Below are 12,743 nucleotides of genomic sequence, written 5' to 3' on the forward strand. Positions count from 1 at the left end.
TTTTTTGAAACAAAAGTTCAGGCATTTTTGTTATCCATTTTCCCGCTTTCTGCAGTAGTTTTTTTAACCGTAAACGGATTAAAAAAAGCTACTGCAGCCAATCAGGGTTAGTTTAGGATTTTACTTTTTAATCGGTGAACATCGTCACAACATCGACTAAACAAAAAGAATTACGAATAGCTTAAAAAACGATAGCGTATAATTACTGAAAATTACATTTCAATTCAAAAAAACTTCAGAAACAAAAAAAGCCAATGCAATTGCATTGGCTTTAAAATTAGCTGTTTTTTAAAATTACATTGAAGTAAAAACACCTTCATAAGAGCCGGTGAAAGTTTTATTTGGCAATGTTTCTGCTTCATCAACAGCGATAACATTGTTAAACTGCAACTTATATTTGTTATTCCCCAAGTCAGTAACTGTTACTGTTCCTTCTTCAAAAAAGTATCCGTCTTCACCTTTCATGTAACCGCCGTCAGCATTCGCATCATCAAAAGAATCGACAGGATAGGTTCCGTTGATGCTCGCTTGTGAAGCAGGATAAGTAATATACAAAGCGATTTGTTCAGCAGCAGAAGTGCCATTACCGAAACTTGCAAGTTGAAATGATCTCATTTTAGATTCATCATCAGAATCAAACATTGTACTTGCACTAAAAAAAGGAGCAACAGCACCAGATTGGTTAAATGGCACATTGTCAATCATAATGTTTGTTGCTTCCGCATTCGAGCTGTCGTCATCACTCGAACAACCAGTAAACATAAAAGCCATCACGGCAACTGCGTAAAATAATTTTTTCATAATAATTGGTTTTGGTTAGATTGCAAATATGAATAAAAAATCAATAAGTTTAATTAAATTCATAATTTTTTTCTTAATAATATTTTATTAAATTTGAATTTTTGATTTTATAACTCATGATTCCAAGAATGATTTAACGACGTTAAATTTATTTAAATTAATATTTTTCCTCTCTTTTTTAAGTACTTTCGTACTATATTTTATACCTCATTATGAAAATCGCAATTGTTTGTTATCCAACCTTTGGCGGAAGCGGTGTAGTTGCCACAGAACTAGGCCTTGAGCTCGCAAAAAAAGGACACGAGATACACTTTATCACTTATAGCCAGCCCGTTCGCTTGGCACTTTTGAATCCAAATATTCACTATCACGAAGTTAACGTTCCAGAGTATCCGCTGTTTCATTTTCAACCTTATGAATTGGCGCTTTCCAGTAAATTGGTGGATATGGTGAAGCTTCATAAAATTGAATTACTTCACGTACATTACGCCATTCCGCACGCATACGCAGGTTACATGGCAAAGAAAATGCTGAAAGATGAGGGAATTAAAATTCCGATGGTAACCACATTGCACGGAACTGATATCACGTTGGTAGGAAGTCATCCTTTTTACAAACCTGCGGTAACGTTTAGTATTAATAAATCTGATATTGTAACTTCGGTTTCGCAAAGTCTAAAAGATGAAACCTACAAGCTTTTCAATATCAAAAAAGAAATTGAAGTCATCCCGAATTTTATTGAAGTAAATAAAAATCGTATCGACGAAAATGCGCCTTGCCAAAGAGCTTTGATGGCATCAAAAGGAGAAAGAATTATTACACACATCAGTAATTTTAGAGAAGTAAAAAGAATTCCAGACGTTGTAAAAATCTTTGACAAAATTCAAAAAGAAATTCCGGCAAAATTAATGATGGTGGGCGAAGGTCCAGAAAAAGAAAAAGCAGAACAGCTTTGTGAAGAGCTTGGAATAAGCGACAAAGTGATTTTCTTTGGAAATAGTAATGATATTGACAAAATTCTTTGTTATACTGATTTATTTTTGCTTCCGTCGCAGACAGAAAGTTTTGGTCTTGCGGCTTTAGAGGCAATGGCCTGCGGAGTTCCTGTAATTTCAAGTAATTCGGGAGGACTTCCAGAGGTTAATTTTGAAGGCATTTCTGGATATTTAAGCGATGTTGGAGATATTGATGCTATGGCGAAAAATGCAGTTTCAATTTTAATTAGCGATGAAGAATTACATAAATTTAAGCAAAATGCCTTGGGAGTTGCCAAACAATTTGATATCTTGAACATTCTTCCGCTGTATGAAGCGGTTTATGAAAAAGCTTTAAATAAAAAAATATTGTTATGAAAAAGATAATTTTAGTTCCGTTTGCCATTCTTTTGTTCTCTTGCAATAGCACGAAAAAAACGGCAGAATCAGATAAAAGACCTGTGACAGAGCAAAAGGCTTCTGCAAAACTCTATACCGTTTTAAGCGAGTCAGATTATCAGGGAAAGGAAACAAAATCTTTTGAAGTAGTTAAAGACGCTCAATCTTTACATAAATTATATCAAGCTGTGAATGACGAACAAGTCCCAAAAGTTGATTTTTCTAAAGAAAGAATTGTTGCTTTATTTTTAGGACAGAAAAATTCTGGAGGATTTTCAATCAAAGTAACAGATGTTTCAGAAAAAGCAGGTAAGATTTATGTTTCGGTTCAAGAGACAGCTCCAAAATCTGGCGAAATGGCTACGATGGCAATCACAAATCCTTACACAATTGTAAAAATAAATTCTACGAAGGAAATCGTTTTTCAATAAATTTCAGTTGAATTAAAAAAAAAAACATCCCGAAATTCTCGGGATGTTTTTGTATGATGTTTTGTTTGTTTTAAAATGTAAAACGAGCACCTAAAGCGATGTCTGGCCCAAAGTTGTCGTCTCTGTAATCATCACCAAAATATAATTCTGGTCTGAAGTCAAGCGATAGTTGCAATGGGAAATCAAATTTATATTCGATACCGATATCACCTGCAACTAAAAGGAAAGTTCCGTTGTCATCATAATCGTTGTTAAAAGGACCTGGACCATCATAATTGTAATCAAATGTTCCAACACCACCACCAACACCGGCGTACCAGTTGAAACCACCTTCAATGTTCCAAACCCATTGGTACAAACCAACTAATTTTACGGCGTCATAATATTTTGAATCACGCCATCCCAAATCAAGTTCTAAACGGTTATTGTCACCAAGACCTCTTTGGTAAGAAACCTCTGCTCCAAATCCGTCGTTGTCTCCGAGTCTAAGTCCAAGAGCGTTTTTTGCAATCGACTGCGCTTGAGCCGAGAACGCCATTCCTGCTAGCATAAATGCTGATAAAAATAGTTTTTTCATAATTTATTTTATTTAGAGTTTACTACAAGTTAATAATATACACGAGTTATCTCATTAAAATTATGATATTTATAACACTTTTTTTTCTTAAAAACGGGGCAAGAAACTATTTTGCAATCAGCAACTCAGTTATAAATTTTTCACTTATAATCGTTTCCATTTCAAAATAATCTTCCTCAACAGTTTCAATATTTTCAATGTGCTTGTAAAGTTTCCAGCGCTTTTTATTGTATTCTAAAGCAGTTAGATTTTCGACCCAATCGCCAGAATTCAAATATTGAGTTTCCCCTTTTTTGGTTTTCTGTTTTAAAATTTTTGGTTCATGAATGTGACCACAAACGACAAAATCATATTTATTTTCGATCGCTAGGTCAATTGCTGCCTCTTCAAAATCTCCGATAAACTTAACAGCCTTTTTGACACTCGATTTTATTTTCTTTGAAAAAGAGTAAGGCTCTTTTCCTAATTTCTTTAAACACCAATTAATAAATCTGTTTAAAAGAATAAGATAATCATATCCCAAACCGCCTAATTTTGCAATCCATTTGGCGTGTTGTACCGACGAATCAAAAATATCTCCGTGGAAAAACCAGCTTTTTTTTCCGTCTAAATCAAGAACGAGTTTGTCAATTATCGAAAAATTCCCAACTCTGGAATCACTAAATTTACGAAGCATTTCGTCATGATTTCCCGTAATATAATAAACCTGAGTCCCTTTAGAAGTAAAATCAATAATTTTCCTAATGACTTTTAAATGTGATTTTGGAAAATATGATTTTCTGAATTGCCAGATGTCAACAATATCACCATTTAAAATTAAAATCTTGGGTTTTATCGAAGAAAGATAATTGTGAAGCTCTTTTGCGTGACAGCCAAAAGTACCAAGATGAACATCTGAAATTACTACGAGTTCTACAGCTCTTTTTTTCAATTTGATGTTATTTAAAGTTTTACAAATTAAATCTTCAAGTATTAACTGATATTTATTTCAAGGTTAACTTTTGATGATTTAATTCTGTATGGATTGCAGGAATTTTCTAAACCATAATCCTTACATTTGCTTTAAATCAAAATAAAATGGCAGGAAATACTTTTGGGAATCTATTTAAGGTAACCACTTTTGGAGAATCTCATGGCGAAGCTTTAGGCGGCATTATTGACGGATGTCCTCCCGGAATTGAATTGGATTTTGAAGCTATCCAACGTGAAATGGAACGCAGAAAACCAGGGCAATCTTCAATTGTAACGCAACGAAAAGAAAATGATGAAGTTCATTTTTTATCAGGAATTTTTGAAGGAAAAACAACAGGAACGCCAATTGGTTTTGTTATTCCAAATACCAATCAAAAGTCTGATGATTATTCACATATAAAAGATTCTTTTCGTCCAAGCCACGCTGATTATGTTTACGAAAAAAAATATGGCATCAGAGATTATCGAGGTGGCGGAAGAAGTTCTGCCAGGGAAACGGCAAGCAGAGTAGTGGCCGGAGCTATTGCAAAACAAATGATTCCTGAAATTAAAATCAATGCTTTTACTTCTTCTGTAGGAGAAATTTTTATCGACAAACCTTATCAAGCCTTAGATTTTAGTAAAATTGAAAGCAATGCGGTTCGTTGTCCTGACGAAGCTTCTGCGCAAAGAATGGAAGAATATATCAAGCAAATTCGCAAGGAAGGCGATACTGTTGGTGGTACGGTAACATGCGTAATTCAGAATGTTCCAATTGGTTTAGGCGAACCAGTTTTTGATAAACTCCACGCAGAATTAGGAAAAGCGATGCTTTCGATAAACGCTGTGAAAGGTTTTGAATACGGAAGCGGTTTTTGTGGAGCAAAGATGAAAGGCAGTGAGCATAACGATCTGCACAACACAGATGGAACTACAAAGTCAAATTTATCTGGCGGTATACAAGGAGGAATTTCAAACGGAATGGATATTTATTTTAGAGTTGCCTTCAAACCGGTAGCCACAATTATGCAAAAACAAGAATCGTTAGATGTTCACGGAAATTTGGTTGAAATGCAAGGAAAAGGAAGACACGATCCTTGCGTTGTCCCAAGAGCGGTTCCAATCGTTGAAGCAATGGCAGCGCTAGTAATTGCTGATTATTTTTTACTCGACAAAAAGTAAAATCTTGTTAAAATTTTAACTGTATAAAAAAACGTTATATCATAAATATGTATACATTCGTATTATTATTTAAAAATTATATTTATATGAAAACAACTTTACTTATCGTAGGACTATTTTTTAGTTCTATATTCATTGCAAACGCGCAAGTACCAGGATGTGCAACGCTAAACACACCAGCCAACATGGCAACAAATGTGGCACTTGCAAATCCTACAAACAATTTGACTTTGGCTTGGACCGCTCCAACAACTGGTGGTGCTCCAACAGGTTATAAAATAAGATATGGAACAACGATTGCTGGTTTAACAGTATTGGGAACAACAGCAAATGTAACAGTAACTATTACAGGTAATTTACCTAATACAACTTACTATTGGCAAGCATTACCTACAAATGCAAGTGGAGATGCGGTTGGTTGTTCTACAATATATAGTTTTACAACAGGTGCGGCACCAGCTGCACCAACAGCAACATGTTTAGATGGGACATTATATCCTGCCGCCGCCTACACGCCAACAACGTGTAACGGAACTACTGCAAATACAATAGTTACGGATACTTATGCGGGTGAATATTCTAACATAAATGTAGTTGCTGGTCAAACTTACAGATTTCAGAGTTCTGTAGCTACAGATTTCATTAAAATTAGCACAACTGCTGCGCCAACAGCTATCGCTGCATCAGGAACAACACCAGTTACATGGACTGCTACTGCTACAGAAGTTATTAGGTTTTATATTCATACAAATAACGTTTGTGGAACTCAAAATACTGATAGAACCCGTACAATTGTTTGTGGAGCATCTTTAGGTACTGATAGTTTTGATGCTACAGCATTTTCAGTATATCCAAACCCATCTAACGGAATTGTTAATATTTCTAATGGCTTAAATGCTAGAATGATTTCAGCGACTATTACAGATTTAAATGGTAGGACTGTAAAATCTTTAAAATTGAATGGTGAATCTACTTCTCAAGTAAACATTTCTGATTTATCTGCAGGAGTTTACATGATGAACGTTGCTTCTGATCAAGGAACAATTACTAAAAAGATTATCAAAAACTAATCTATTTTTTAATAAAGCAAAAAGCCAAACTTTTAAAGTTTGGCTTTTTTTATTACAAAAATTTAGTTTTTAATTCAGGAGTTGGAATCATGCAAGCATCTTTTTTTCCATACCATTTATATCTATTTTTGGCAATATAATCGTAAACCGAATTGGTCAGGCCTTTCGGTAAAACAGAAAACCAACTAATAAACGAATAAATTCCGCCTAATTCTTTGGCTATTTTTAAAGCGGCTTCAGACTTGTAATAGTAAGCTTTTCCAGGTTCGTATAAAATGATAGAATCTGTTTTTGAAACATCAACGCCAATGTGTTTTATGATTTCTAAACCCAAATCAGATTGCAATGCTACAAAACGAAAAATATCGTTTTTATCGTGCTTGATTATAAACTGAATTGACGAATCGCATAAGTTGCAGACACCGTCAAACAGAATTATTTTTTTATTTTTTGGAAGATTTTCCATAAGTTATTTTTTTGCTTCAACCAATTCTAAAGTTTCAATGTTAACTTTTGATGTGAAAATACCATAATTAACAGTCACTTTTTTCTTTTCGATTTTGTCAATTGTTCCAATGGCTTTGCTATCGGTCATTCTCACTCGGTCGCCAAGTTTCAATACAGGTTTCGGCCTTTCTGCTTCGAGTTTTATCGCCTTGATTTTCTTTTCTTTTTTCTCTTCACGAATTTCTTCAACTTTGGCAGTAACTTCCTTGATGATTTCTTTTTGTATGACTTCTTTGGCTTTCTTTTCTTTTACCGTAACTTTTTTACGCTTCGAATTTTCAATTTCCACCATTTTCAGAAACTCTCCAATCAAGTCTTTTTTATTCTTGTTGTTAAAGTATTTTTCAGAAATATCATCAACCTTTTGTCCCATATAAATCAAGCGCTGGTTGGCGTCATACAACTCTTGGTAACGCTCTAATTTGTCTTGAATCTTCACATTGATATTCTGCATTTTACTGCTTTCTTCACGCGCGCGAACTTCTTCTTCCTTTAAATTTTGAGAAGTTTTTTCTAATTTAGAACGTTCTTTTTGCAAATTGGCAATCGTTTTGTCAAAACGCACTTTTCCACCTTCTATTTTCTTTTTCGCACGATTGATTAGACCAAAAGGTATTCCGTTTTTCTGCGCTACTTCAAAGGTAAACGAACTTCCGGCTTGACCGAGAATCAATTTATATAAAGGTTCCAGCGATTTTTCGTCAAAAAGCATATTTGCATTGGAAGCAAAAGGCAATTCGTTTGCCAAGATTTTCAAGTTGGAATAATGTGTTGTTATGATTCCAAAAGCTTCTCGATGGTAAAATTCTTCTAAGAAAGTTTCTGCCAAAGCACCGCCTAATTCTGGGTCTGAACCCGTCCCGAATTCATCAATCAGAAACAATGTTTTATCATTACATTTCTTCAAGAAATAATTCATGTTTTTCAAGCGGTAGCTATATGTACTCAAATGATTTTCAATGGATTGATTGTCTCCAATGTCAGTCAAAATTCTATCAAATAAAAAAGTTTCGCTTCGTTCGTGAACCGGAATCAGCATGCCGCTTTGTAGCATTAGCTGAAGTAATCCAACTGTTTTTAGCGATATCGTTTTTCCACCTGCATTTGGTCCAGAAATTACGATAATTCGACTTTTATCAGTCAATTCTATGGTTTGCGGAAACGTAATTTCGCCTTTCTTTTTATTATTCAAATACAAAATAGGATGGAAGGCTTCCCTAAAAAATAATCTTTTTTCTTCAATAATATTCGGAAGAATTCCGTTGATTTTATTCGCGTATTTTGCTTTTGCAGAAACCACATCAATGTCACTCAAAAACGCTTGATAGGTCTTCAAAAGCTCCAAATGCGGACGAATATCGTTCGTCAATTGCTTTAAAATTCGGGTAATTTCTTCTTTTTCTTCGTATTCAAGATTGCTTAATTCTCGTGAATATCTTAAAGTTGCTTCTGGCTCGATATATGTAATGCTTCCTGTTTTAGAATTTCCTAAAATTGTGCCTTTCATTTTTCTACGATACATCGCTGAAACCGCCAAAACTCTACGGTTTTCAACAATACTTTCCTTTATATCGTCCAAATATCCAAGTCCGTTATATTGGCTCAAAGCTAATCCGAAACTCTGGTTTATTTTTCCACGAACCAAGTTCATATTTCGGCGAACTTCCACTAAAACCGGCGAAGCGCTATCTTTTATTTCTCCGTATTTGTCCACTTTCTCATCAATTTTTTGGGCGATGAATTTGGTGTATTCGACTTGCGAGGATTTTACGTTTAGTTTTGGATAATAATCGTTGAATTTTTTCAGGAAAAGCAACAAAACGTTTACCGTTTCTGAAATAGTCGCAATTTTTCGGAAGCTTCCCACTTCCAGAAAACTGTCTTCAATCGCCAAAAATTTAATTTCGTGATTAATCGACTCGAAACCGTGGTTGGGAATCGCGTTATTGTTGGTAAACGAAGAAACGTATTCTGACGTCTGGTGCAGCGCGTCCATCAAATCTTCCTTATTTCTAAAAGGCGTGATTTTGAGCGCTTTTTCTTTTCCCAAATCGGTGTTGCAGATTTCGGAAACGGCTTCCAAGACGGTATTAAATTCTAAATCTTGTAATGTTTTATCTGTGATGCTTATCATTTTTTGTGCTAGCGAATTTTATAGCAAAAATACGAAAAACTATGCCAAAGAAATGCAGTTGTTTCGATTGTAAATGCTAAATGATTTATAATTTGTTTAGCGCTTTTTCAGAAAAACTTTCCGAAATTTGTGGCTAAACCCAATTTATGCAAGTCAACATTCATCCTTCTTGGAAATCAGTTTTGTCAGAGGAATTTGAAAAGCCTTATTTTGAAAATCTAATTAACTTCGTCAAGTCGGAATATGCGACACACACTTGCTATCCAAAAGGAAGCCAAATTTTTTCGGCTTTCGGCCATTGCCATTTTGACGATGTAAAAGTCGTTATCATTGGTCAAGACCCGTATCACGGACCAAATCAGGCCAACGGATTGTGTTTTTCTGTCAATGACGGAATTCCGTTTCCGCCTTCTTTGCAAAATATTTTTAAAGAAATTTCTACCGATTTAAATGTATCACTTCCGCCAACGGGTAACTTGGAACGCTGGGCAGACCAAGGTGTTTTGCTATTAAATGCAACACTAACAGTAAGACAAAGCGAAGCGGGAAGCCACCAGAAAAAAGGATGGGAAACCTTCACGGATGCGGTTATCAAAAAAGTTTCTGATGAAAAATCCAATGTGATTTTCCTGCTTTGGGGCGGTTTCGCTCAAAAGAAAGCATCGCTGATTGATGGTTCCAAACACTTGATTTTAAATTCGGGACATCCGTCGCCGTTGAGTGCCAATCGTGGTTTTTGGTTTGGAAATAAGCATTTCAGCAAAGCGAATAATTATTTGAAATCGCTTGGAAAACAAGATATTCACTGGTAATTATTGCAAGCAAAGTTTATCGACAAAGTAGGTTACGACGTTTAAAAGAAGCCTAAAAGTTTGATTTATAGCCCTGATGCTGGAATTGTTTGAGCTCTTTCACGGCTGAACAAAGCCGTTGAAAGCGAGTTCCTGCAGCAGGAATTTCGTTTAAAAAAGGCCTTTTGTTTGGCTTTAAATAAAAATAAAACTACCCTAAAGTCAGGGCTCCAAGAATTTCTTCTGACATAAACGGACCGCCTGGATATTTTGCCGTGTAATCTAAATTCAGCCAGATATTTCCGCGCTCGTCAATGTGATAATGCAATTCTTTTCCCTTGCTTTCTTCTTTAAAAAGGACTTCTTTGACCAAATAGTTGATGGCTTCGAGGTCTTTTTTATCGCCAATTAAAACTTCGGGATAAATGTGACCTCCAGTGTGAATCAGCCTTGGCGTGCCTCCGACGGCGCGAACGCAAGCGGCCATAAGAATGGCGTGGTCGTCACAATCGCCAGAAAAATGGATGAGCGATTCTGATGCGCGGGCGATATATTCCTTTCCTTTTGGGTCGTTCACGTAGTTCCAACGGTTTTGAATTTCTTTAAAAACAGCAAAACATTGGACTTGCAAACGGTATTCGTGATAGCCTTTTACGTCCTTAAAATATTTGGTCGTAGCCAAAAGCGCAAAGTTTCTGACCTTTGGATTATCGTACTCTATTGCGTTCAGAATCTTCGATTTATTGGGAAACGGAAGCAGTTTTGAGATGATGATGTCCTGCGGATTTGGGTCGTCTGACATGGCATAAACCATCGAGCGGTAATCTTCAAAAACGCTGTTAAAACCGTAGTTTCCGAACAAACTTCCAAAGATTAAAACCAATAAATAAAGAACGATGCAAACAATGATGATTGTTCGTAAGAGTCTTAATATTAATTGAATAACGATTAAGATTCCGAGGAAAAGCAGGATTCTATCGAGCTGAAATGGCCATTGCGGGTCAATTAATTTCTGGTGAATAATGATGAAAACCGGAATCGCAATCAAGATATTTAATAGCAAAATAATCACGCTGTCCCAAGGTTTTTTAACCTGGAGCTTGGCTTTTATTTCTTTTAAATTAATGTTTCCGAGTTTTGTCATTCCAAATTTATGGCGCAGGCTTTTTAACCAGCGACGATTTCAGCAAAAGTACCTTTTTTATCGATAATAGAAAGTTCAAGGAGTTGATTTTGAACTTTGTTTAACATATTTTCACTTAATTGTTTTTGAGACCATTCTGTTAACGAAAGCCATTCTTGAATATCTTCTTGTTTTTGATTGTAGTGTTCAGAAAGCGTTCGGTCAATGCTTGGAATTTCCTTAAATTCTTCAGTCGTTTGGTTGATGATTTCCAATATTTTTTCGATGATTTCAGGATGATTTTCAAGAATTTCATTTCGAACAGCTATCACAAAACATGGCCAAGGAGTGGGGCAATCGTCGATTCTGCGGAACGTTCCGTTGTCAACCAAAGGTTTAGTCATAAAACGTTCCCACATAAAATAATCGGCGGTTCCGTTTGACAAAGCTTCAACTGCACCGTCAATGGTATTTATGATTTCAAATTGCAAATCATCCGTTTTCCAACCTTGATTATGAGCATTGACGTAAGCCATTAATTGCGAACCAGAACCGATTCTGCTGATGGCGACTTTAGTATTTTCTAGATCGGAAAGTGTTTCGTGTTTCGATTTTGCATCTACGTGGATTCCCCAAATCAATGGTGATTGCACGTAAACTTGCACTATTTTGCTAGGGTTTCCGGCAACGATATCTTTGATAATTCCTTCGGTTAAAATTACGGCAATATCAGTTTTTTTATCACGAAGCATTTGGCATAATTTTCCTGTACCTTCTGGAACATCAGACCATTGAAGGTCGATTCCTTCGGCTTCAAATTCACCGTTTTCAATGCAAAGATGCCAAGGCAAGTTGAAATGTTCTGGAACTCCGGCTATTTTTATTGTTTTCATTATTGTTTATTGCAAATTGTGGACAGTCTGTATTCAAAAACTATTCCACCAATTTATTTAAAGTGTAAGTAATCAATTCGTCAACTGCTTTATACGGATCTTCGCTGAAAGTGCCGTTTGCGCGATTCGCAATTATCGCATTTAATGACAAAGCATTATGGCCAAGCAAAGCTGAAAGTCCATAAATTGCGGCGGTTTCCATTTCAAGATTGGTAATTCTATTGTCGTCAAAATTGAAGTTGTCCATCTTTGCATTTAATTCTGGGTCTTGGATTTCAAGACGCAAAACTCTTCCTTGCGGTCCATAAAAACCTCCGGCTGTGGCGGTAATTCCTTTGAAAATCTTATCGCTTTCGATTAGTTTTTCTAATTTTTCGCTACATTTTACAACGTAAGGTTTTCCTTTTCGGATATCCCAATTAGTGTGGTTTAAAAAAGCTTCTTCGATCGCATAAGAGGTAATTTTGTCAATCAAATAGGAGCGAAGCATGTTGTCTAAACCCAATCCAAATTTTGACATTACAAAACTGTCCACGGGAATATCTTTCTGCAAAGAACCCGAAGTTCCAATTCTGATAATGTTTAGTGAAGTTAATTCTTCTTTCGGCTGGCGCGTTTCCAAATCAATATTGACCAAAGCGTCTAATTCGTTGATCACGATGTCGATATTGTCAGGCCCGATTCCGGTTGACATTACCGTGATTCTTTTTCCTTTGTAAGTTCCGGTTTGGGTTTTAAATTCTCTTTTTTGCGTAGAAAATTCAATGCTGTCAAAAAACTGCGTGATTTTTTCTACACGGTTTTGGTCGCCCACAAAAATAATATCGTGTGCAATATGTTCTGGTTTTAAATTCAAATGGTAAACGCTTCCATCCGGATTTAATATTAATTCTGATGATTGTATCATTGG

General features: G+C 35.7%; 13 protein-coding genes. 5 read left to right on the forward strand and 8 right to left on the reverse strand.

Annotation, left to right across the window (positions count from 1 at the left end; translation table 11 throughout):
• Positions 1–294: 294 nt before the first annotated feature.
• Positions 295–801 carry a hypothetical protein gene (locus ACFPVY_RS04840; RefSeq protein WP_379790682.1) on the reverse strand — a complete coding sequence of 169 codons (507 nt, stop codon included), beginning with the start codon at positions 799–801 and terminating at the stop codon, positions 295–297.
• Positions 802–1,013: 212 nt separating this feature from the next.
• On the opposite strand from ACFPVY_RS04840, the gene bshA reads away from it, so the two are divergent.
• The gene (gene bshA / locus ACFPVY_RS04845) at positions 1,014–2,153 is read left to right on the forward strand and encodes an N-acetyl-alpha-D-glucosaminyl L-malate synthase BshA (protein ID WP_379790684.1); all 1,140 of its coding nucleotides are present in this window, start codon (positions 1,014–1,016) and stop codon (positions 2,151–2,153) included.
• Positions 2,150–2,605: a protease complex subunit PrcB family protein gene (locus tag ACFPVY_RS04850; RefSeq protein ID WP_379790686.1), complete on the forward strand. Its 456-nt coding sequence runs from the start codon at positions 2,150–2,152 to the stop codon at positions 2,603–2,605. The genes bshA and ACFPVY_RS04850 overlap by 4 nt, the downstream gene beginning before the upstream one ends.
• Positions 2,606–2,675: 70 nt before the next feature.
• Here the strand turns inward: ACFPVY_RS04850 and ACFPVY_RS04855 are convergent, their stop codons facing one another.
• A complete protein-coding gene (locus ACFPVY_RS04855) occupies positions 2,676–3,182 on the reverse strand; it encodes a hypothetical protein (RefSeq protein WP_379790688.1) in 507 nt (168 codons plus the stop codon).
• 106 nt (positions 3,183–3,288) lie between these two features.
• Positions 3,289–4,113 carry a UDP-2,3-diacylglucosamine diphosphatase gene (locus ACFPVY_RS04860; RefSeq protein WP_379790690.1) on the reverse strand — a complete coding sequence of 275 codons (825 nt, stop codon included), beginning with the start codon at positions 4,111–4,113 and terminating at the stop codon, positions 3,289–3,291.
• A 146-nt stretch (positions 4,114–4,259) separates the two neighbouring features.
• Here ACFPVY_RS04860 and aroC point away from each other — a divergent pair, with 146 nt between their 5' ends.
• Both aroC and ACFPVY_RS04870 read left to right on the forward strand, forming a co-directional pair.
• The gene (gene aroC, locus ACFPVY_RS04865) at positions 4,260–5,315 is read left to right on the forward strand and encodes a chorismate synthase (RefSeq protein WP_379790692.1); all 1,056 of its coding nucleotides are present in this window, start codon (positions 4,260–4,262) and stop codon (positions 5,313–5,315) included.
• A 185-nt stretch (positions 5,316–5,500) separates the two neighbouring features.
• Positions 5,501–6,385, forward strand: coding sequence for a T9SS type A sorting domain-containing protein (locus tag ACFPVY_RS04870; protein ID WP_379790694.1), 885 nt, complete (start codon positions 5,501–5,503; stop codon positions 6,383–6,385).
• A 52-nt stretch (positions 6,386–6,437) separates the two neighbouring features.
• Here the strand turns inward: ACFPVY_RS04870 and ACFPVY_RS04875 are convergent, their stop codons facing one another.
• Both ACFPVY_RS04875 and ACFPVY_RS04880 read right to left on the reverse strand, forming a co-directional pair.
• Positions 6,438–6,851, reverse strand: a complete 414-nt coding sequence (locus tag ACFPVY_RS04875) for a thiol-disulfide oxidoreductase DCC family protein (protein ID WP_379790696.1) — start codon at positions 6,849–6,851, stop codon at positions 6,438–6,440.
• A gap of 3 nt (positions 6,852–6,854) precedes the next feature.
• Positions 6,855–9,026, reverse strand: a complete 2,172-nt coding sequence (locus ACFPVY_RS04880; protein WP_379790698.1) for an endonuclease MutS2 — start codon at positions 9,024–9,026, stop codon at positions 6,855–6,857.
• Positions 9,027–9,172: 146 nt separating this feature from the next.
• Between ACFPVY_RS04880 and ACFPVY_RS04885 the strand changes: the two genes are divergently transcribed.
• Positions 9,173–9,838, forward strand: coding sequence for a uracil-DNA glycosylase (locus ACFPVY_RS04885; RefSeq protein WP_379790700.1), 666 nt, complete (start codon positions 9,173–9,175; stop codon positions 9,836–9,838).
• 190 nt (positions 9,839–10,028) lie between these two features.
• Here the strand turns inward: ACFPVY_RS04885 and ACFPVY_RS04890 are convergent, their stop codons facing one another.
• From ACFPVY_RS04890 to ACFPVY_RS04900, 3 genes are read right to left on the reverse strand one after another with little or no spacing between them, the layout of a single operon-like run.
• The gene (locus tag ACFPVY_RS04890) at positions 10,029–10,961 is read right to left on the reverse strand and encodes a transglutaminase-like domain-containing protein (RefSeq protein ID WP_379790702.1); all 933 of its coding nucleotides are present in this window, start codon (positions 10,959–10,961) and stop codon (positions 10,029–10,031) included.
• 23 nt (positions 10,962–10,984) lie between these two features.
• Complete coding sequence (locus ACFPVY_RS04895) at positions 10,985–11,833, reverse strand: substrate-binding domain-containing protein (RefSeq protein WP_379790704.1); 849 nt, start codon at positions 11,831–11,833, stop codon at positions 10,985–10,987.
• A gap of 40 nt (positions 11,834–11,873) precedes the next feature.
• On the reverse strand, positions 11,874–12,740 hold the full coding sequence (locus tag ACFPVY_RS04900; RefSeq protein ID WP_379790706.1) for a nucleoside phosphorylase: 867 nt from the start codon (positions 12,738–12,740) through the stop codon (positions 11,874–11,876).
• Positions 12,741–12,743 lie beyond the last annotated feature (3 nt).

This window comes from Flavobacterium qiangtangense (assembly GCF_042658345.1).
Lineage (GTDB): Bacteria > Bacteroidota > Bacteroidia > Flavobacteriales > Flavobacteriaceae > Flavobacterium > Flavobacterium qiangtangense.

Excerpts from the sequence above, each read along its gene's own strand:
- ACFPVY_RS04840 (WP_379790682.1), bottom strand. The coding sequence starts at position 801 with ATGAAAAAATTATTTTACGCAGTTGCCGTGATGGCTTTTATGTTTACT.
- bshA (WP_379790684.1), top strand. The coding sequence starts at position 1,014 with ATGAAAATCGCAATTGTTTGTTATCCAACCTTTGGCGGAAGCGGTGTA.
- ACFPVY_RS04850 (WP_379790686.1), top strand. The coding sequence starts at position 2,150 with ATGAAAAAGATAATTTTAGTTCCGTTTGCCATTCTTTTGTTCTCTTGC.
- ACFPVY_RS04855 (WP_379790688.1), bottom strand. The coding sequence starts at position 3,182 with ATGAAAAAACTATTTTTATCAGCATTTATGCTAGCAGGAATGGCGTTC.
- aroC (WP_379790692.1), top strand. The coding sequence starts at position 4,260 with ATGGCAGGAAATACTTTTGGGAATCTATTTAAGGTAACCACTTTTGGA.
- ACFPVY_RS04870 (WP_379790694.1), top strand. The coding sequence starts at position 5,501 with ATGGCAACAAATGTGGCACTTGCAAATCCTACAAACAATTTGACTTTG.
- ACFPVY_RS04875 (WP_379790696.1), bottom strand. The coding sequence starts at position 6,851 with ATGGAAAATCTTCCAAAAAATAAAAAAATAATTCTGTTTGACGGTGTC.
- ACFPVY_RS04880 (WP_379790698.1), bottom strand. The coding sequence starts at position 9,026 with ATGATAAGCATCACAGATAAAACATTACAAGATTTAGAATTTAATACC.
- ACFPVY_RS04885 (WP_379790700.1), top strand. The coding sequence starts at position 9,173 with ATGCAAGTCAACATTCATCCTTCTTGGAAATCAGTTTTGTCAGAGGAA.
- ACFPVY_RS04890 (WP_379790702.1), bottom strand. The coding sequence starts at position 10,961 with ATGACAAAACTCGGAAACATTAATTTAAAAGAAATAAAAGCCAAGCTC.
- ACFPVY_RS04895 (WP_379790704.1), bottom strand. The coding sequence starts at position 11,833 with ATGAAAACAATAAAAATAGCCGGAGTTCCAGAACATTTCAACTTGCCT.
- ACFPVY_RS04900 (WP_379790706.1), bottom strand. The coding sequence starts at position 12,740 with ATGATACAATCATCAGAATTAATATTAAATCCGGATGGAAGCGTTTAC.